This is a genomic window from Mycobacterium sp. SMC-8 (assembly GCF_025263565.1).
In the GTDB taxonomy this organism is placed as follows: Bacteria; Actinomycetota; Actinomycetes; order Mycobacteriales; family Mycobacteriaceae; genus Mycobacterium.
Map to the genome: position 1 here is coordinate 1,470,583 of NZ_CP079865.1, position 19,456 is coordinate 1,490,038.

The following is a 19,456-nucleotide window of genomic DNA, read 5'->3' on the forward strand; positions in this document are numbered from 1 at the left end:
ACGACGAATTACTGCTTGGCCATGTTCGCGAATCGCGACAGATGCAGCTGGTGCGCAACGGTAATCGTCTTCGTCGGGCCGTTACGGTGCTTGCCCAGAATCAGGTCCGCCTCGCCGCCGCGCGGGTCATCCCGCTCGAACGCATCCGGCCGGTGCAGCAAAATTACCATATCGGCATCCTGCTCGAGGCTGTTGTGAAGCGAAATCCCTTGTGCCACAAAGTTATGTGTGCCAGGAACGGTTCCGTCGTACACGTCGTGCTCACCGATGCTGGTGATCTCGACGATCCTGTCCCAGAACACATCGTTGGTCGCCAAATCGTGCAACTCGCGGTCTTCCAGCACCGCAGCAGCTCGGTGCAGCCTGCTCCGGCTCGGCGAGTGCTTCCACATGGTGGACCCACAGAACTGCGTCTTCATCGCCTCGGCGAACTTGCGGTGCGTCACGCCACGTTCCGACAGATTGGCGCGCACCTTCTGCCAAACCTCCAGCGGGACCGTGTCCGTATTCGGGTTCCGCGTCCGGCCGGCCAGATTCTCGACGACCTCCCTTGCCGCCGAAGCCTTCACGCCATGTACGCCGATGTGGTTCAGGAACCGCGTCTGATTATCGGCCCCCGAAATGACGAGGTGCCAGCAATCACGGTAGCCGGCCTTCTTGGTGCGCACGATCGTCGAGCCGATACCGAACCGCAGCAGCAGCTGCATGACGTCGTCGACCAGCTGCCGGCTGGTCGACGCGTAGTAGACCCGCCCGATGCCCAGCTTCGCGTCCCATCGCACCGAACCGTCGGTCGCCCACAGGTGCTTCAGGAATAACGCCACTTGATCGTCAGGGAGCGCGAAAACTTCAGCAGGCACGAATTTCTCGAAGCTGCGCTTGCCGAACAGGCCAAGCCTGTCCAGCCACGCGGCAACCGGGTTCCGCTTGCCGTGCGTCAGCCGGTACGGCGCCCGCAGCCGCAGCGTCGTCACCCGTGCCGCCGCGTACTCGTCGCGGATCGGCGTGACGCCGAAATGCGCCGCCGAGATCTCCACCGCGGCCAGATTCGCCTCGTCCACCGACGCATACCGGATCGGCTGCCGCTTGACGCACGACCCATCGCCGATCATGTGCGCCAGCATCACCACCTCGGAATCATGCATCCGCTGCGTCTGCACCGGCTCGGGGACCCGCCTTGGCGCCGCCACGCGGGCACCGATTGCCAACTCGCCCAGCGGCTTCCAGCCGTCGAGCGTCATGAACGGGTGGTTGGCCGTCGCCTCGACCTCGCGGCCGGACGCCAACCGCACCTTGAACACCTCTTTGTGCCCGCTGTAGAACACGTTGGTCATCGGCCGGGCGACCATCCGCTTGCGCTCATCCAGCGACCACACCAGCGGCCGCTCGCCCGTGCGCATCAGCTCACCGAACGTGACCTCAGCCCCGGTGTCCGCGCGCAAAATCCGCGTGTTCGCGGTCAGGCAGCCCGACTCGCGGAGGTCCGACACCTGCGGACGTTTGTCGGTGCGCTGCTCGGGACCACGGTTGAGCTGGCTGATCGCGATCACCGGAACGTTGAGTTCCTTGGCCATCAGCTTGATGCTGCGGGAGAAGTCCGAGACTTCCTGCTGGCGCGATTCGTACTTCTTGCCCGAGCTCATCAGCTGCATGTAGTCGATGACGATCATCCGCAGCCCGGCCTTCTGCGAGAGTCGACGCGCCTTGGCGCGGATCTCCATCATGGTCAGGTTCGGCGAATCGTCGATGTACAGCGGCGCTTCGCTGATCTCACTCATCCGCCGCGCCAGCCGGGTCCAGTCGTCATCGCTCATCCGGCCCGAACGCATGTCGGCCAGCTTGATCTTCGCCTCGGCCGACAGCAGTCGCATGACGATCTCGGTCTTGCTCATTTCCAGCGAGAAGATGACGCTGGGCAACTGGTGCTTGATCGAGCAGGACCGCATGAAGTCCAGTGCGAGCGTGGAGTTGTGGGTGGGCACCATGCCGCGGCCGGCCAGGTACAGGTGCTCGGCGTTGTCGACCTGGACGCAGCGCACCGGCACCGTCGGGATCCGCCGGACCCCGGTGATGCCGACCGCGACGCGGCCCGGCGCCAGCAGCGCGCTGTTGCCCGGTGCACTCGCCGTCGGAGCGGCGGTCACGGTGTCGGCGACCGCGCGCAGCATGCCGGTCGTGCGGATGCCGTGGCTGGTCGGCCACTGGTGCATCTCGTCGGCGACGATCGTCGTGCCGTCCGAGAACTCGATCTCAAAGCAGGGACGGCCCAGCAGGATCTCGGTGGCCGCGACCACCCGCGTCGGCCTGCCGTCGGCGTCGAGCAGATAGTCACCGACCGAGACCGCGCCCATGGTGGTCCACCCGGACAACGTCGGCAGCGGCGTGTCCAGCGCGAGCGCTTTTCCGACACCCGGGCGGGCCGCCACGATGATCATCTGACCCGCGTGCAATCCGTTGGTGACCTCGTCGAGTTCGACGAAGCCCGTCGGCACCCCCTTGGAGATACCGCCCTCGGACGCGATCGCGTCGATCTCGTCCATCGTCGGCTGGAGGATCTCCTCCAGAATCACGAAGTCCTCGGCCGCGCGGCGCTCGGTCACGTCGTAAATCTCGGCCTGCGCGCGGTCGACGATGTCGTTGACGTCGGCCCCGTCGGCACCGGCGTAGCCGTACTGCACCACCCGGGTGCCGGCCTCCACCAGCCGGCGCAACAGCGCCTTCTCCGACACGATCTCGGCGTAATACCCCGCGTTGGCCGCGGTCGGCACCGTCGAGATCAGCGTGTGCAGATACGGCGCCCCACCGACACGGCGCAGCAGACCGCGCCGGTCGAGCTCGGCGGCCACGGTGACCGCGTCGGCCGGCTCACCGCGGCCGTACAGATCCAGGATCGCGTCGTAGACGAGCTGGTTGGCCGGTTTGTAGAAGTCACCCGGACGCAGCTTCTCCAGCACGTCGGCGACGGCGTCCTTGCTCAGCAGCATGCCGCCCAGCACCGCCTGCTCGGCGGCGGGGTCCTGGGGAGGCTGCCGGCCGAAATCCTCACCGGGAGGCGGCTCCATCTCGCCGCGATCTCCGGGCCGACCCAAGTCATCTACGACGGCCACGCCGAGACCCACCCCCTTTTGATCGCGATCGAACGCACATTCGACAACGGCATGTCGCGACTGTAAATCCGGCCTCCGACAACTGGCTCGTCGACGGCAGATCTGCACCCGCGACGGCCAACGCTAGACGTTGCTGGGCGGGAAGCAAGTCGCCCCTGTTGATGAAGCTGTGGATGGAGTGTGGATAGCTCAGGTGGGCCATGTTGAGGCGCTGGGGAGAACCTGTTGATAACTCACTGCAACAGCCTTGTTTACGCAGATGAACGCACCATAGGACGGTCGAACAGCTGTGGATGGGAAATCGCCCGGCGTGTCGTGCTCGGTTTCGGTCTCGGGCGTGTTGCGTTGCATCGCGGGGACCAGAAGGTTAACAGCCGGTGCAGTTCGCTGGCTTTGCTTTGCCCGGAAAAGTTCGCCACCGGATACGGCTACGGCCGGGCGAAGACCCCTAGGGGTCCCCACCCGGCCGTTTGACAGCGGAGCCGGTCGGCCGGCTAGCTCGCTACCACGTTCAGCGACAGCGAGGCGTTCACCTCGGGGTGCAGCCGCACCCCGACGGTGTGCGTGCCCGTCGTCTTGATGTGCGCCTTGGGCAGGCTCACGGTCCGCTTGTCGAGGTTCGGGCCGCCGGCCTTCTTGATCGCCGCGACGACGTCGGACGCGGTGACCGAACCGAACAGCTTGCCCGAATCACCGGCCGCCTTGACCGACAGCTCGACATTGTCGAGTCCCTCGATCGCCTGCTTCAGTTCGTTGGCGTGCTCCAGGCCCTTGACGCTCTTGAGCTCCTGGGCGCGGCGGATGTCCTCGGCCTGGCGCTGGGCGCCACGGGTGGCCACGATCGCCAGCCCACGGGGCAGCAGGTAGTTACGGCCGTAGCCGTCCTTCACCTCGACAGCGTCACCGGCGACTCCGAGGTGCTCCACCTCGGCAGTGAGAATCAGTTTCATTGTCGTGGTCCTTATCGCGTCGACGAGCTGAACGGCAGCAGGGCGACCTCGCGGGCGTTCTTCACCGCGATCGCGATATCGCGCTGGTGCTGAACGCAATTGCCCGTCACCCGGCGGGCGCGGATCTTGCCGCGCTCGCTGATGTAGGTACGCAGCAGCTGCGTGTCCTTGTAGTCGATTACCTGGTTCTTGCCCTTCTTCGAGCAGAACAAGCATTTGCGAGTCTTGACCGGCTTCTCCGGAGCCGGGCGCCTCTTGGTTGAGGAGGACTTGGCCATATGTCTATCTCTTTCTGAGAATCACTGATTGGTATGTCAAAAGGGCGGTTCGTCGTCGGCGCCGCCGAACGAGCCCGATGCGGGCGCACTGCCCCACGGGTCCTCGGCCGGCGCGCTGTTGGCCGCGGGGCGCGAGTTACCGCCCCCGCCGCCGCCGAATCCGCCGCCCCCGCCGCCACTGCGGCTGGCTTTGTTGACCTTGGCGGTCGCGTAGCGCAGCGAGGGGCCGATCTCGTCGACCTCGAGTTCGACAACGGTGCGCTTCTCACCCTCACGGGTTTCGAAGGACCGCTGCTTGAGCCGACCGGACACGATCACTCGCGAACCGCGGGTGAGGCTCTCGGCCACGTTCTCGGCGGCCTCACGCCAGATGTTGCAGCGGAGGAACAGCGCTTCGCCGTCCTTCCACTCATTGGTCTGACGGTCGAACGTCCGCGGCGTGGAAGCCACGGTGAAGTTCGCAACCGCGGCACCGGACGGCGTGAAACGCAGTTCCGGGTCAGCGGTCAGGTTTCCGATAACAGTGATGACGGTGTCACCAGCCACGAGATCCTCCTGGGCGTGTAGTCAAAGCGGCGTATTCGTACAAGTGCAGTCGCAGGCGAGCCTACGGAACTGCACCGACGTACACATAGGTGTCGCCCGACGTGAAACGGACTAGTGCTTGTCGGTCCGCATCACCTTGGTGCGCAGCACGGACTCGTTCAGGTTGAGCTGGCGGTCCAGCTCGGAGACGGTCGCGGGCTCGGCCTTGACGTCGAGCACGGCGTAGATGCCCTCGGCGTGCTTGGCGATCTCGTAGGCGAGCCGTCGACGGCCCCAGATGTCGACCTTGTCGACACTGCCGCCGTCCTTGCGGATGACGTTCAGAAACGTCTCCAGCGACGGAGCTACGGTGCGCTCGTCAAGTGTGGGGTCGAGAATGACCATGATTTCGTATGGACGCATGAGAAACCCATCACCTCCTCTGGTCTTGTCGGCCACGGCGTGTCCGTGGCAGGAGGGTCGCCTGCGTCGGCAACCGGCCCAGGCTACAGGAACGGGCGCTGATCAGCGAAATCGCGTCAGTCGACCTGACCGCGGTCAGCCCGGATTCGCTGCGGCCAGCACACGATCGGGCGCGCTCCGGGGCCGTGGGCGCAGCCAGTCCGGCAGCCAGCGCGGCGGCGCGTCGGGCGCACCGTCGAACACCCCGCCGGCGGGATCGTCGACCCCGCCCTGGCGGACCAGGTCCTGCTCCGGCCGGTAGATCTGCCGAATCACCAACCCACACAAAGTGATCACCGCGACGTCGCGCAGCAGCACCGTCGCGGTGAACGCCTGCTCGGGCAGCCCCATGTTCTGCTCACCGAACAGATACAGCATCCGCGGCACCCACACGAGCATGTCCACGGTCATCCACGCCAGCAGGATCCGGCGGTGCGGCAGCGCCAGCACCGCCAGCGGCACCAGCCACAGCGAGAACTGCGGGCTCCACACCTTGTTGGTGAGCAGGAACGCCGCCACCACCAGGAACGCCAGCTGTGCCACCCGGGGCCGCCGCTCGGCGGTCAGCGCGATGTAGCCGATCACGATGCAACACGCCGCGAACAGCGCCGCGCTCGTCATGTTCAGCATCACCGGCGGTTCCCAGAACCCGAGGTCCTGGTCGAAACCGCGCCACCCGGTGAACGACTTCACCACGTTGTAGATCGAGTCCATGTCGTCGCCGCGGCGGGTGTTGAGCCGGAAGAACTCCGACCATCCGCGCGGGAACAGCACCATGATCGGCAGGTTCACCACCAGCCAGGCGGCCACCGCGGCCACCGCCGTCTTGGCGACCTCCCGCAGACGTCCGGTCCGCACCGCCAACACCGTCAGCGGGACGAGCAGCAACAGGGGGTACAGCTTGGCCGCCACACCGAGGCCGATCAGCACCCCGGCCAACACCGGTCTTCGCCGCGCCCACGCCAGCAGCGCGCACGCTGCGAAAGCCGTTGCCAGCGCGTCGAAATTGGTGAAGATCTGAAAGATCACGATCGGTGAGGCGGCCAGCAGCGCGGCGTCCCAGATCCGTCGCGTGCCCGCCAGCATCGCCGTCGCCCACAGGGTGGTCAGCCACGCCAGCGCCAGCCCGAACGCGGCGATGTTGAAGAACATCACCACCTCGGCGATCACCGGCACCGACACCAGCTTCGTCAACGCGGTATACGTCTTCGCCACCGTCATCGACAGGTACTGGTAAAGCCCCGTCAGCACCGGATACTCCATGTACCGCACGGCGGGCTCGCCGTCGTACTGCACGTGCGGCTTACCCTGCGCGTCGGTCTCCACCCAGCTGGACTTGTACGGGAACTTGCCGAGATTCAACAGCTCCGCGGTGTACAGCGGGACCGTGTCGGAGTAGCACAACTGGTAGTAGGCGCGCTGGTTCTCCCAGTTGCCCACGCGCTGATCGGCGGTCCCGGTGCCGGTGGTCTGCAGACAGGCGGCCTTGGTCGAGTAGCCCAGCGCCAGGAACACCAGCGCGATGATCATCATCACCCGCAGCGGGGTCATGAACCGCGAACGGCCGATCAGCGCGTGCCTGCCGACCGGACCGCCGACGGTTCCGGACAGGGCAGCGCCCAGGGTGTCGGTGCGGCTGGGACAGTCCCGGGAGTCGAGGCTCCGTCGGTCTTCGGCTGGCGGAGCCGGCGAGACGGGTTCGGCTGGCGGAGCCGGCGACTCGGGTTCGGCCGTCACGGGGGCGGCAGCGGACCCGGCGGCGGAGCGCCCGGCGGCGGCACCGGCGCACCCGGCGGCACCGGAGCTCCGGCCGGCCCCGGCGGAACAGGTGCTCCCGGCGCGCCGGCCTCTGGCGCCGGCGCTCCTGGCGGCCCGACCGGAACGGTGGTCGGCGGCCCCCACGGGATCGTGATGCCCGGCGCGATCTCCAACGTCGGCTGGATCACCGTCTGCGACGGCGTCGGCGGCGCGGTGGTGCGCGGCGGAGGCGGGGCCTGCGGCACGCCGGCGTATCCGCCGATCTCCTCAGGCTTCGGGAAGGACTCGTTGTCGGTGCCGTCGAGTGCACCGTCCATGGTCGCCTTCCAGATATCCGACGGCAGTCCGGAGCCGTAGACCGGCGAACCCCACTTGTTCTCCAGCGGTTTGGTGCCGTCGGTGGTGCCCACCCACACCGCGGTGGACAACGACGGGGTGAAGCCCACCATCCACGCATCGCGGTTGGCGCCGGTGTCGCCGAGCTGGTTGGTGCCGGTCTTGGCCGCCGACGGCCGGCCACCGGCCAGCGCGTGGCCGTTGGAGTAGGCGGCGATCGGCTGCATCGCGGCGACCGCGTTGTCGGCGACGGCCTTCTCGATGCGCTGCTCGCCGGAGTTGTCCTCCTGGCCGGCGTCGAACAGCACCGTGCCCTCGGCGTTGACGACCTTCTGCACGAAGTGCGGCTTGCGATACACCCCGGACGCGGCGAGCGTGGCGTACGCCGAGGCCATGTCGATGACGCGGGACTGGTACTGCCCCAGCACGACGCCGTTGTTCGGCGGCCCGCCCTGGCCGTCCTCGGACAGCGTGTGCTCCACGCCCGGGAAGCTCTCGGCGATGCCGGCCGCGTGCGCGGCGTCGGCGACGTCCTGCGGTCCGTTCTTGAGCTGCAGCATCAGCCGGTAGTAGCTGGTGTTCAGCGACCGCTTCAGCGCCTCGGCGATGTTGCAGGTTCCGCAGCTGCTGCCCTCGACGTTGGAGATCTCGATGCCGTTGACCTCGACGGGCGAGCTGTCGACCTGATAGCCCAGACCCATCCCCTGCTGCAGCGCGGCGACCAACGCGAACACCTTGAACGACGAACCCGTGGGCAGACCGGCCTGCGCGAAATCGAAACCGTTGGCGTCCGAGCCGCCGTAGTAGGCCTTGACGCCGCCGGTCTTCGGGTCGATCGACACGACCGCGGTGCGCATGTCGGGGTCCTGCCCGTCCATGTACTCCTCGACCGCGTCGACCGCCGCGGACTGCATCTGCGGGTCGATCGTGGTGGTGATCTGCAGACCCTCGGTGTTCAGGGCCTGCTCGTTGATGTCGAAGATGTCCATCAACTCGTTGACCACCTGGCGTTCGATCAGCCCGTTCGGTCCGGTGGTCTGGTTCTGGTTGACGGCCTGGTCGGGCGGGATCGTCGGCGGGAACACCTGCGCGGCCCGGTCCTGTTTGGACAACGCGCCGATCTCCACCATGCCGTCGAGCACCCAGCTCCAGCGCACCGCCGACGCATCCGGATCCACCGCCGGGTCGAGCACCGACGGCCGCTGGATCAGCGCCGCCAGAAGCGCACCCTCGGACACGTTGAGCGCCTCGACGGGCTTACCGAAGTAGGCCTGCGCGGCGGCGGCCACCCCATAGGCCCCGCGGCCGAAATAGATGATGTTCAGGTACGACTGCAACACCTGGTCTTTGGACCACTCGCTGGACATCTTCGTCGAGATGACCAGCTCCTTGGCCTTGCGGATCAGGCCGCCGACCCCGGATCGGGCGTCGCCGACGAGCGCGTTCTTGACGTACTGCTGCGTGATCGTCGATCCACCCTGCAGATCGCCGCCGAAGATGTTGTTCTTGGCAGCGCGCAGGAAGCCGGTGAACGAGAAGCCCGGGTTGGAGTAGAAGTCGCGGTCCTCGGCGGCCATCACCGCGTCGCGCACGTGCACCGGGATCTGGTCGATGTTGACGTCGACACGGTTGCCCTCCGGCGGGACGATCTTGGCGATCTCACTGCCGTCGCCGGCCAGGATCGTCGACACCTGCGCGGTGCGGATGTCACCGGGCTTCGGGACGTCGACGATCATGTACGCCATCCCGAACGTCAACAGCGGCAGCACGATCAGCAGCGCCGCGGCCACGATCGACCCACGGCGCACCCAGGTCCAGTTGATCTGCTCGCGCAGGCTGCGGCGCGGGCCGGTCGGGCCTCCGCCGGCCGGACCGTACGCGCCCCCGGGTGGCGGGGGCGGCGGTGTATTCGGCGGGCCGGAGCTGTGCCGCGCCGAGCGTCCGCCGGGCCTGTTCTGCTCCTGTCCGCCGGGCCTGTTCTGCTCCTCGCGTCCGGGGGCGGGTCTGCGCCGTCCGTCCAGCGCGCGCTTGACGTCGTCGATCGGGTCCCGCAGCGGCGGGGCGCCGTCCCGCACCGGCGGCAGCACGGTGGTACGGCGGTCGTCGGGGGTCGGCGCGCGGCGCACGCCGCCCTGACCGGCCGGCCGCGGCGGAGCGTCCCGACGGGGCGGCGGCGGTCTGCGTGCGCCCAGACTCTCAGCCGCCCTCTGCCCGTCGCGAGGGCTGTCGGGAGACCGGTCGTGGCGCCCGTCGCTATTCACTGGCGGTGCGCGCAGTGCCGCGCGCGGTCTGGGTGCGACGCGGACCGCGGGAGCCCTTGGGGGGCGGTACCGCGCCGAGCACATACGACTTGACCAGGTGATTCCAGCTGCACGTGCGGCATACCTCCACCACGTGTACGGAGAATTCGTCGAAGCGGGTCGCGAGCAGGACGAGCTCCTCGGCGGTCCGCGCGGAGCCGGACACCGCGCCGAGGTGGTCACCGAACACCCACGACACCAGGGTGAGTTGTTCCTTGCGGCAGATCGGGCACATCACCGAACTGGGCTTGCCGTGGAACTTTGCAGCGCGCAGCAAGTAGGGGTTGGCGTCACAGACCTCCGAGACGCCGGTGCGGCCCGAGTACACCTCGGCCAGCAGGGACCGCCGCCGCAGGGCGTAGTCCACCACCTGTCGCTGCAATCGCACGAAGACCAGAGTACGTCGGCGGCTCGGGCACCGAGGCTCGGCGTGCGCCCCGCGACGGCGTCAATCGTGTCCGGCCTGCGCTGTCGACGGCTCAACTCTTACGATCTTGGTCGTGGCTTCGGGGAGCTCTGGACGACGGACGTCGTGGACACGGGCAAAAGACAGCGACCGCAACGAGACATGCCAGATCCTCGACACCGCGCTGGCCGAGGGCCAGCTGTCGATGGCCGAGCACGGCGAGCGGGTGAAGTCGGCAACCACGGCGTCCACGCTGGGCCAGTTGCAGGACCTGGTGTCGGATCTTCAGACCGGCAAGTCCCTCGATGTGCCGGTGATCACCAAGATCGTCAACCGTGCCGACCCCGGCGTGCGGATCAACTGGGGTATCAAGGCCGCGATCGCCGGCGTGCTGGTGATACTCGGGATGGCGATCGGCTGGGGGCTCTACGGCAACACCCCGTCGCCGCTGAACTTCACCTCCGATCCGGGCGCGAAGGCCGACGGCATCCCGGCCACGGTGCTGACCCCGCCGAAGCAGCTGCAGTCCCTGGGCGGGTTCAACGGACTGTTCGAGCAGATGCGCAAGAAGTTCGGCAGCACGATGGGCTACGAGCTCGACATCCACTCCGACATGGCCTACCTCGACCGGCCGGATCCGCAGGACAATCGGCGCAGCCAGACCTACTACTACCGCGGCGGGTGGGGCGAACCCTCGGGATCGCCGTCGACCGTCGACGCCGACGACAGGCTGGTCGACCTCGCCAAGTTCGACTTCGAGAAGACCCTGGGGGTGCTGCGCGGCGCACCCGACACCGTCGGCATCTCCCGCGCCGACGTCACCGACACCTGGTTGCGGATCAGCCCGTCGGAGGACCCGGCCACCCCGGATGCGGTGATCGTCGAGATCATCGTCAACAGTGACTTCGGCAACGGCCGTATCGAGCTGTACCCGGACGGCACACCGCTGGCCATCTGGCCCGCGAACCGCTGACCAGCACGAACCGTGTTTTGGGTGGCTCGCTATAGCGCTCAATATATCGGCGCGATACACTCGCCCGAGGTGTTGAACCGTCGTAGCGACGCATCAGAATTGCTGGAGGAGGTGCCTGGATGCTCGAGCTCGCCATCCTGGGCCTGCTGCAGGAGTCCCCGATGCACGGCTATGAGCTGCGCAAGAGATTGACGGGCCTCCTGGGAGCGTTTCGTGCGTTCTCCTACGGCTCGCTGTACCCGGCGCTGCGCCGCATGCAGGCCGACGGGCTGATCGTGGAGGACGCCGCCCCCGAGGGCACCGTGAAGGTCCGGCGGGCGCGCCGGGTGTATCAGCTGACCGAGGCCGGGAAGCAGCGGTTCACCGAGCTGGTCGCCGACACAGGTCCGCAGAACTACTCGGACGACGGTTTCGGAGTTCACCTTGCATTCTTCAACCGCACCCCGGCCGAGGCCCGGATGCGGATCCTGGAGGGTCGCCGCCGCCAGGTGGAGGAACGTCGCGAAGGCCTGCGTGAAGCCGTGGCGCGGGCGAGCAGCTCATTCGATCGGTACACCCGACAGCTCCACCAGCTGGGGCTCGAGTCCAGCGAGCGTGAAGTCAAGTGGCTCAACGAGTTGATCGCGGCGGAGAGATCGGCGCAGGGACGCGCCGAACAGACGTGAGCATTACGCGCAGCCACCAGTAATACGAAAAACAGTAGGACAGAGGAGAAGCCGTCATGACCGCAAGCAATGACGTCCGGGTCGCGATCGTCGGCGTGGGCAACTGCGCGTCCTCGCTCGTACAGGGCGTTCAGTACTACAAGGACGCCGACGAGAACGCCACCGTTCCCGGCCTGATGCACGTCAAGCTCGGCCAGTACCACGTGCGCGACGTGAAGTTCGTCGCCGCGTTCGACGTGGACGCCAAGAAGGTCGGCTTCGACCTGTCCGAGGCGATCTTCGCCTCCGAGAACAACACCATCAAGATCGCCGACGTGCCGCCGACCGACGTCGTCGTGCAGCGCGGCCCGACGCTGGACGGCATCGGCAAGTACTACGCCGACACCATCGAGATCTCCGACGTCGAGGCCGTCGATGTGGTCAAGGTGCTCAAGGACGCCGAGGTCGACGTGCTGGTGTCCTACCTGCCCGTGGGTTCTGAAGAGGCCGACAAGTTCTACGCCCAGTGCGCCATCGACGCCGGCGTCGCGTTCGTCAACGCCCTGCCGGTGTTCATCGCCTCGGATCCGGTGTGGGCCAAGAAGTTCGAAGACGCCGGCGTCCCGATCGTCGGTGACGACATCAAGAGCCAGATCGGCGCCACCATCACCCACCGCGTGATGGCCAAGCTGTTCGAGGACCGCGGCGTCACGCTGGACCGCACCTACCAGCTCAACGTCGGCGGCAACATGGACTTCCTGAACATGCTGGAGCGTTCGCGGCTGGAGTCCAAGAAGGTCTCCAAGACCCAGGCCGTCACCTCGAACCTGTCCGGCTCGCTGGCCGGCAAGATCGAGGACAAGAACGTCCACATCGGCCCGTCCGATCACGTGGCCTGGCTCGACGACCGCAAGTGGGCCTACGTCCGCCTGGAGGGCCGCGCCTTCGGTGACGTGCCGCTGAACCTGGAGTACAAGCTCGAGGTGTGGGACTCCCCCAACTCGGCCGGCGTGATCATCGACGCGGTGCGTGCCGCCAAGATCGCCAAGGACCGCGGCATCGGCGGCCCGATCGAGGCGGCCTCGGCCTACCTGATGAAGAGCCCGCCCAAGCAGCTCGCCGACGACCTCGCCCGCGTGCAGCTCGAGAAGTTCATCGAGGGCTGACCCCTCCTTTCGCCGAAATCGCATTCCACGCGGCCTCCACTCGGATTTCGCCGCATGGAATGCGATTTCGGCGTTTGAGGGCGGGCTAGAAGTTGAAGCCGAGTTCGGCGGGCACCTCCGTGGCGAACGCCGCGTCCAGCGCGGCGAGGAGCGCGGGATCGCCGCACCGCAACCGACCGGCGGCGACGAACGCCGAAGCCCGGTGCGCGCCGAGATAGAGACTGCCGAGCACTGACAGGTCCAACTGCACGTCTGCGGCGGCATCGGTGGGCACACAGTGGGCGCTACCGTCACGCACCTCGAGCGCGAACCTGCCGCCACCGCCCAGCCCGTCGTCGGAAACCTCAAGCACCACAGCCAGATCCGCGGAGTACGTGCGCGCCCGCAGCACCGCGGGGATGTCGAGCATCCGCAACCACAGCCCGTCGTGGCTGCCGCGCTGACGCACCAACCGCGGATTGGTCAGCAGGTACGGCAGCAGCTGGTGCGGGTGTCCCTCGACGTCCACGGTCGCCATCAGGTCCAGTCCGAGCAGCACCCGCCACACAGCGATGTACGCGTGCTCGGTCACGGCCGCCAGTTTGGTGACCTCGACGCGGTCCTTGCCGTCGCCGCTGTGCACCCGGTACATCGCGAAACCGTCGGGGTGCAGCAGACAGAACAGTGCGCTGCCCCCGTTGCGGGCATGCTCCCGGTCGGCGAACACCTCGTCCCACAGCCGGGTCGGCGTGCGCAGCCCGCCCGGTGTCTGCAACCGCCACCGCTCATAGACGTCCTCGATGTCGGCGCGGTGCTCGGACGCGCGCACGATCCGGACGCCGCCCGGATCGGGCACGTCCCGATGGACGCGCGCCCGGGTGCGGTCGACGGACAGGCTCTGCCACACCGTGGCCGGTCCGTATCCGAACCGGCCGTAGATCTCTGCTTCGCTGGCCTCCAGCCCGGCGATCGGGTATCTGCCCATGCGCCGGTGCAGCTCACCGAACATGCCGGTCAGCACACCGCGGCGGCGGTGCGTCGGCGCGACCGCCACGAACGACACTCCGGCCATCGGCAGCACCGCGCCGCCGGGCACGGTCAGCTCGAGGTCCAGGATCAGGGCGACACCGACGACGTCGGGACCGTCGCACGCGACCACGGCGCCGTCCGCGGGCACCAGCGATCGCCACACCTCGGAGCTCTCCGGCGGCTGCCAGACACCGAAGCCCGTCGCGCCGATCAGGGCCATCGCCGGCCAGTCGGCGTCGTGCGCGGTACGGAACGTCAACCCGGTCGGTGAATGCGGCACTGCCCGACGGTGTCACACCGGCACCTTCTGTCGCACCCGAATTTTGCGGGTCGTACTGTCAGGCCATGGCGGAGATCCCCGACGATGTCTTCCTTGCTGCCGTCGCCGACCTCGACGAGTTCGCGCTGCTGCCCGAGAACGCCGAGCAGGTCGGTGCGACGACGGTGCCGCCGGCCGAGCGCATCGGCGCCGGGCCCGTGAGCGCGATCCGGTACGGCGACGGCGCACCGCGCGTGGTGTTCCTGCACGGCGGCGGGCAGAACGCGCACACCTGGGACTCGGTGATCGTCGGCCTCGGTGTCCCGGCGCTGGCCATCGACCTGCCCGGCCACGGCCGGTCGGCGTGGCGTGAGGACGGCGACTACGGCCCGAAACTCAATGCGGTCGCCGTCGAGCCGGTGATCCGCGACCTTGCCTCCGACGCCGAGCTGGTGGTCGGGATGTCGCTGGGCGGGCTGACCGCGCTGCGCGTGGCGGTGACCGCGCCCGAGCTGGTGCGCCGCCTCGTGCTGGTCGACGTGACACCGTCGGCGCCCGAGCGGCACACCGAGATGACCGACGCGCAGAAGGGCACCGTCGCGCTGGTACAGGGCGACCGGACATTCCCGTCGTTCGAGGCGATGCTCGAGGTGACGGTCGCCGCCGCCCCGCACCGTGACCGGAACTCGTTGCGGCGCGGGGTGTTCCACAACGCCAAGCGCCTCGAGGACGGCACCTGGACGTGGCGCTACGACAGCATCCGCCGGGGCGAAGGTTTCGAGAACCTGTGGGACGACGTGCCTCGCCTGACCACACCGACCACCCTGATCCGCGGCGCGAACTCGTTCTTCGTCAACGACGACGACGCCGACGCGTTCGCCAGGACCGCACCCGGCTTCCGGCGGGTTCACATCGTCGACAACTCCGGTCACTCGGTGCAGAGCGACCAGCCGGTGGCGTTGATCGAGCTACTGCGCGGCGTGCTCGCCGGCTGACTTCCTGCGCAGCCGGCCCAGGAACACCACACCGAGCAGCGCCATCGCGAACGGTGATGTCTGCGGGTCCAGCTCATCCACCTGGTAACCGAGGTCGCGCAGGATGCCGATCTCGATCGCGCTCAACACCCGGACGCCCGGGCCGGTGCCCGTCTGGGCATTCATCATCAACTGGTCGTCGCCGCTGAACGTGAAATCGTCGAGGTGGCTTCCCGAACTGCCCTCGTTCCACGGATCCGGGCTGAAGATCGGGACCAGCCCCCCGTACGCCTTGACGGCGTGGTACCCGCCGAACCACATGCCGCCGTCCTCGCCGGTGAGGATCGGGTCGAAGTCGCTGTCGAAACGGTAGCGGCGGTTGATCGGCCGCCGGCCGTCCTCATTCACGACGAAGCTGTCGAAGACCGTCCAGTAGGTGTTGTCGTTGTCGCCGGCCTCGCCGATCAACGACAGGAACCCGAACGAGTGCAACAGCTCATGCATCGCCGTCGAGGCGAAGTCGAAGTCGCCGTCGTCGACGTCCTCACCGAGCCCCCACCCCGCGCCGAAGTTCCAGGTGATCCGGCCGTCGGCGGCACTGCCGTTGGAGTCGTAGCCGGTGAGCAGCTTGTTCTGCACCACCGTGCGCCAGAAGCCGGCGCCGGTCCGGATCAGGTTGCTGCCCGCCGAGGCCAGCGTGGACGACTCGGCGTCCTCCATCCCGGTGACGTTGTAGGTGAGCACCACCGGCTTACCCACGACGAAGTACACGATCAGCGCATCGGCCGCGTCCTGCAGGGCACCGCGACGGTCCTCGGTCCAGTACTCGGCACCGGTGTTGTACTGGAAGTCGAACTTGATCGCGCCCTGGTTGATCAGCGGGCTGACCCGGGTGCCGATCGGGCGGAACAGATCGAGCAGGTTCATGTGCAGGCCGACGTCGATCGCCACGACGCGGAAGGTGTCGACACCGTCGAAGTCCGAATCCGGTGTGTAGGTGTAGGTTCCGTCCTGGTTGAGCTGCAACGAACCTTCCCGCGGCGCGCGCACGACCCGGTACACCAGGCGGTCGCCGTCCGCGTCGACCGCTGCCAGCGTGCCGGTGATCGCCCCGGTCAGCTTGCCGGTGATCTGGATCGGCTCCACCGTGGGCGCCTGGTTGAACAAGGCGCGTCGCATCGCGAGGAAGTTGGCCTCCATCCGCGCCTTGGTCTCGTCGTCGACGTCCCGCGAGTCGATCCAGGCCTGGGTGTCCGCCGTCCACTTGTCCAGGAAGTCGCCGACGATCTCGCGCCACGTGCGCCGAGGTGCGGGCACCGTGGGCGCGGACAACTGCGCGCTGACGAACTGTGCCGACGAATCGTGTTGCGTTGCTCCGGTTTCCACGGCCGGTGCATCGTCGGTGGGCTCGGCCGATGCCGGCGCCACTGATTCATCGGCTGCCTGGCGATCGGACCCGGGCACCGGCTCGGCGGGTGCGTCAACGACGACGGAATCGGAGTCCGCGACGGTGTCGGGGGCGGCGTCCTGGGCGTCGGTGTCGTCGCTCGCGGTGCCACCGGTGGCGTCGCCGTCGGGGATCTCGGCGGTGTCGTCGATGACGGCCTCGTTGTCGTCTTCACCGGCCGGCCCCCCGACGTCGGTGTCGACGTCGGTGTCGTCGGTCGCCGTCTCGGTGTCCGTGTCCGTGCCGGTGGTATCGCTCGCGGTGCCGTCGCGTTCAGCCGCGTCCGACGTCGACGCGCCCGTGGACACCGCGGACGTGTCACCGGTCTCCGCGCCGGCGACGCCGACCTGCGGGCTCAACAGCGAGTACCCCAGCAATGCGGCGCCCATCCCTGCGGATGCGGCGCCGAGTTGCAGCCACCGGCGTACCGCGAAGCCCTCGGCTCGGCGAGCGTGGCGAGAGCGCCGTCCTGGCTTCTGGTTTCCCCGCGCAACAGTCACTATTTACCCCCCCGTTATTTGAGTCGGCAGGAACGATACCCGGTTGCGAGGCCGGGTGGAGCAAATTCGGCTGCCATATCGCGCCACGCGTCGTCGAGTGTTCACCTGCGCGTTGCCTTCCGCTGGCCCGGCTCCAGTAACTTCCCGCTGGTCCGGCCGCCCAGCCCGCGGCCGGAGTTCACGTCGAAGGGATACCCGAGGCCATGGCGCTCGTGCCGCTGAACCTTTTCCTCACCCACAACGGGAAGTCCAAGCGCCAACGCGTGACCTGCGTGCACAGATGCGGCGACGCGTGCTCCAAGCCGGTGCCGAACACGAGCGACAACGAGTACTTCGGCGACATCGCCGCGGCCGTGTCGCGGCGGTCGCTGCTGCACGCGGGCGGAGTGGCGGTGCTGGCCGTGGGCACCGGCTCGGTTCTGGCCGCGTGCTCGAACACCTCCGCGCCGGCGCCGAGCTCCTCCTCGGCGACCGCGGCGCGCCGTCCGCACCACCGGCCGGGATGAACTTCGCGTCCGTCGCGCCCAACAGCGACGACGCCGTCGTCGTCGCCGACGGCTACCGGCAGGCCGTGGTGATCAGCTGGGGCGACCCCGTCCTGCCCGGCGCACCCGAGTTCGACGTCCGCAACCAGAGTGGCGCCGCCCAACGCGGCCAATTCGGATTCAACAACGACTTCGCCGGCCTGCTGCCCATCGAGGGGCAGCCCGGTCACTTCCTGCTCGTCACCAACTTCGAATACGCCACACCGCAATTCATGTTCCCCGGGTATGACGCGGATGCTCCGACCCGCGAGCAGTTCGACATCGAGATCGCGTCGATGGGGATGGGCGTCGTCGAGGTGCAGCGCACGCCCGACGGCGGTCTGCGGCCGGTGATGGGCCGCTACAACCGGCGCGTCACCGCCGACACCCCGTTCACGATCACCGGGCCCGCCGCGGGCACCGATTTCGTCAGGACCGCCGCCGACCCCGAGGGACGCACCGTGCTGGGCACCATCGCGAACTGCGCCGGCGGTGTCACCCCCTGGGGCACCGTGCTTTCCGGGGAGGAGAACTTCCACACCTACTTCGGCGCACCCGAAGGGACCACGGCTTTGGGACCGGTCGACGCCGATCGCCACGACCGCTACGGCGTGGCCCTGGAACCGTCGGAATTGCGTTGGGAGAACTTCGATCCCCGGTTTGATCTGGCCGCGACACCCACCGAGGTGAACCGCTTCGGCTACGTGGTCGAGCTGAATCCGTGGGATCCGGAGTCCACACCGGTCAAGCATTCGGCGTTGGGGCGGTTCAAGCACGAGGGAGCCAACATTCACGTCACCGCGGACGGCACCGTGGTCGCCTACACCGGCGACGACGAGCGCTTCGACTACATGTACAAGTTCGTCTCGAGTCGCAAGATGCGGAGTGGCGCAGGAGCGGCAGGAGGTGGGTACGACCCGGCCGCGATGGCGCACAACATGGGGATCCTGGACGAGGGCACGCTGTATGTCGCGAAACTCTCCAGCGACATCCCCGGAGGTGACATCGACGGCTCCGGGGACCTCCCGGCGACGGGGACCTTCCGCGGCACCGGGACGTGGATTCCGTTGCTGCGCTCCGGACCTGACGGTGCCGAGTCGCTGATCGAGGGCATCACTGCCGCGGAGGCCGCGGTGTTCACCCGGATGGCTGCCGACAAGGCCGGCGCCACCAAGATGGACCGCCCGGAGGACTTCGAGGCCAACCCCGCCACCGGCAAGGTGTACGTCGCGCTCACCAACAACAGCAAGCGCGGGGCATCCGGTGAGGCGCCCGCAGACGCGGCGAATCCCCGTAACGACAACAAGAGTGGGCAGATTCTGGAGATCACCGACAACCACGCCGGCACCGACTTCACCTGGGAACTGCTGCTGGTCTGCGGTGACCCGGCCGCGGCCGACACGTATTACGGCGGCTTCGACAAGTCGAAGGTCAGTCCGATCTCCTGTCCGGACAACCTCGCTTTCGACAGTCACGGAAACCTGTGGATCTCCACCGACGGCAACGCGCTGGACTCCAATGACGGTCTGTTCGCCGTCGCGCTGGACGGACCGCACCGCGGTGAGACCAAACAGTTCCTGACCGTGCCGCTCGGCGCGGAGACCTGCGGGCCCGTCGTCACCGACGAACTGGTCACGGTGTGCGTGCAGCACCCCGGCGAGAGTGACGAGAACAGCATCGACAGCCCGCAGTCCCGCTGGCCCGAGGGCGGCAACGGAACCGCGCGGCCATCGGTGGTGGTGGTGTGGAAGGACGACGGCAATATCGGTGTGTAGGGCGGCTTTCGGCGCGCCGCGTACCGGGGCCCGCTGCGGCCGTGAGTTTGTGTCCTCTCGTCGC

At 67.8% G+C, this 19,456-nt stretch carries 14 protein-coding genes and 1 pseudogene; 5 read left to right on the top strand and 10 right to left on the bottom strand.

Annotated features, from left to right (window positions below; genetic code table 11):
* Positions 1-8: 8 nt before the first annotated feature.
* The 8 genes from KXD97_RS07260 to KXD97_RS07295 form a co-directional block, all read right to left on the bottom strand.
* On the bottom strand, positions 9-3,107 hold the full coding sequence (locus tag KXD97_RS07260) for a replicative DNA helicase (protein ID WP_396884775.1): 3,099 nt from the start codon (positions 3,105-3,107) through the stop codon (positions 9-11).
* Between the two features lie 494 nt (positions 3,108-3,601).
* Entirely contained in the window at positions 3,602-4,057 is a 456-nt protein-coding gene (gene rplI / locus KXD97_RS07265; protein WP_260756081.1) for a 50S ribosomal protein L9, read from the bottom strand.
* Between the two features lie 11 nt (positions 4,058-4,068).
* Positions 4,069-4,335, bottom strand: coding sequence for a 30S ribosomal protein S18 (gene rpsR / locus KXD97_RS07270; RefSeq protein ID WP_260756082.1), 267 nt, complete (start codon positions 4,333-4,335; stop codon positions 4,069-4,071).
* A gap of 36 nt (positions 4,336-4,371) precedes the next feature.
* The gene (locus tag KXD97_RS07275; protein WP_260756083.1) at positions 4,372-4,881 is read right to left on the bottom strand and encodes a single-stranded DNA-binding protein; all 510 of its coding nucleotides are present in this window, start codon (positions 4,879-4,881) and stop codon (positions 4,372-4,374) included.
* Between the two features lie 111 nt (positions 4,882-4,992).
* Positions 4,993-5,283 (bottom strand): 30S ribosomal protein S6, encoded by a 291-nt coding sequence (gene rpsF, locus KXD97_RS07280; RefSeq protein ID WP_260756084.1) that lies wholly within the window; start codon positions 5,281-5,283, stop codon positions 4,993-4,995.
* Positions 5,284-5,418: 135 nt separating this feature from the next.
* Positions 5,419-7,059 (bottom strand): glycosyltransferase family 87 protein, encoded by a 1,641-nt coding sequence (locus KXD97_RS07285; protein ID WP_260756085.1) that lies wholly within the window; start codon positions 7,057-7,059, stop codon positions 5,419-5,421.
* Positions 7,056-9,677: a transglycosylase domain-containing protein gene (locus tag KXD97_RS07290; RefSeq protein WP_396884777.1), complete on the bottom strand. Its 2,622-nt coding sequence runs from the start codon at positions 9,675-9,677 to the stop codon at positions 7,056-7,058. The genes KXD97_RS07285 and KXD97_RS07290 overlap by 4 nt, the downstream gene beginning before the upstream one ends.
* Entirely contained in the window at positions 9,670-10,104 is a 435-nt protein-coding gene (locus tag KXD97_RS07295; protein ID WP_260756087.1) for a DUF5318 domain-containing protein, read from the bottom strand. The genes KXD97_RS07290 and KXD97_RS07295 overlap by 8 nt, the downstream gene beginning before the upstream one ends.
* A 112-nt stretch (positions 10,105-10,216) precedes the next feature.
* On the opposite strand from KXD97_RS07295, the gene KXD97_RS07300 reads away from it, so the two are divergent.
* The 3 genes from KXD97_RS07300 to KXD97_RS07310 all read left to right on the top strand — a co-directional run bounded on the left by KXD97_RS07300 (position 10,217) and on the right by KXD97_RS07310 (position 12,905).
* Positions 10,217-11,095, top strand: a complete 879-nt coding sequence (locus tag KXD97_RS07300; protein WP_260756088.1) for a DUF1707 domain-containing protein — start codon at positions 10,217-10,219, stop codon at positions 11,093-11,095.
* 119 nt (positions 11,096-11,214) lie between these two features.
* Entirely contained in the window at positions 11,215-11,760 is a 546-nt protein-coding gene (locus KXD97_RS07305) for a PadR family transcriptional regulator (protein WP_260756089.1), read from the top strand.
* Between the two features lie 56 nt (positions 11,761-11,816).
* A complete protein-coding gene (locus KXD97_RS07310) occupies positions 11,817-12,905 on the top strand; it encodes an inositol-3-phosphate synthase (RefSeq protein ID WP_260756090.1) in 1,089 nt (362 codons plus the stop codon).
* Between the two features lie 85 nt (positions 12,906-12,990).
* Here the strand turns inward: KXD97_RS07310 and KXD97_RS07315 are convergent, their stop codons facing one another.
* Positions 12,991-14,193, bottom strand: coding sequence for an enhanced intracellular survival protein Eis (locus KXD97_RS07315; RefSeq protein WP_260756091.1), 1,203 nt, complete (start codon positions 14,191-14,193; stop codon positions 12,991-12,993).
* 65 nt (positions 14,194-14,258) lie between these two features.
* On the opposite strand from KXD97_RS07315, the gene KXD97_RS07320 reads away from it, so the two are divergent.
* The gene (locus KXD97_RS07320; protein WP_260756092.1) at positions 14,259-15,167 is read left to right on the top strand and encodes an alpha/beta fold hydrolase; all 909 of its coding nucleotides are present in this window, start codon (positions 14,259-14,261) and stop codon (positions 15,165-15,167) included.
* Here KXD97_RS07320 and KXD97_RS07325 read toward each other — a convergent pair.
* Complete coding sequence (locus tag KXD97_RS07325) at positions 15,141-17,093, bottom strand: Ig-like domain-containing protein (protein WP_260756093.1); 1,953 nt, start codon at positions 17,091-17,093, stop codon at positions 15,141-15,143. The two genes, KXD97_RS07320 and KXD97_RS07325, sit on opposite strands and share 27 nt — an antisense overlap.
* A gap of 203 nt (positions 17,094-17,296) precedes the next feature.
* Here KXD97_RS07325 and KXD97_RS07330 point away from each other — a divergent pair.
* Positions 17,297-19,392, top strand: a pseudogene (locus tag KXD97_RS07330) (PhoX family protein).
* Positions 19,393-19,456 lie beyond the last annotated feature (64 nt).

What these genes read in the sequence shown, in the direction of transcription:
- rplI (WP_260756081.1), bottom strand. Translation starts at nt 4,057, where the DNA reads ATGAAACTGATTCTCACTGCCGAGGTGGAGCACCTCGGAGTCGCCGGT.
- rpsR (WP_260756082.1), bottom strand. Translation starts at nt 4,335, where the DNA reads ATGGCCAAGTCCTCCTCAACCAAGAGGCGCCCGGCTCCGGAGAAGCCG.
- rpsF (WP_260756084.1), bottom strand. Translation starts at nt 5,283, where the DNA reads ATGCGTCCATACGAAATCATGGTCATTCTCGACCCCACACTTGACGAG.
- KXD97_RS07305 (WP_260756089.1), top strand. Translation starts at nt 11,215, where the DNA reads ATGCTCGAGCTCGCCATCCTGGGCCTGCTGCAGGAGTCCCCGATGCAC.
- KXD97_RS07310 (WP_260756090.1), top strand. Translation starts at nt 11,817, where the DNA reads ATGACCGCAAGCAATGACGTCCGGGTCGCGATCGTCGGCGTGGGCAAC.
- KXD97_RS07320 (WP_260756092.1), top strand. Translation starts at nt 14,259, where the DNA reads ATGGCGGAGATCCCCGACGATGTCTTCCTTGCTGCCGTCGCCGACCTC.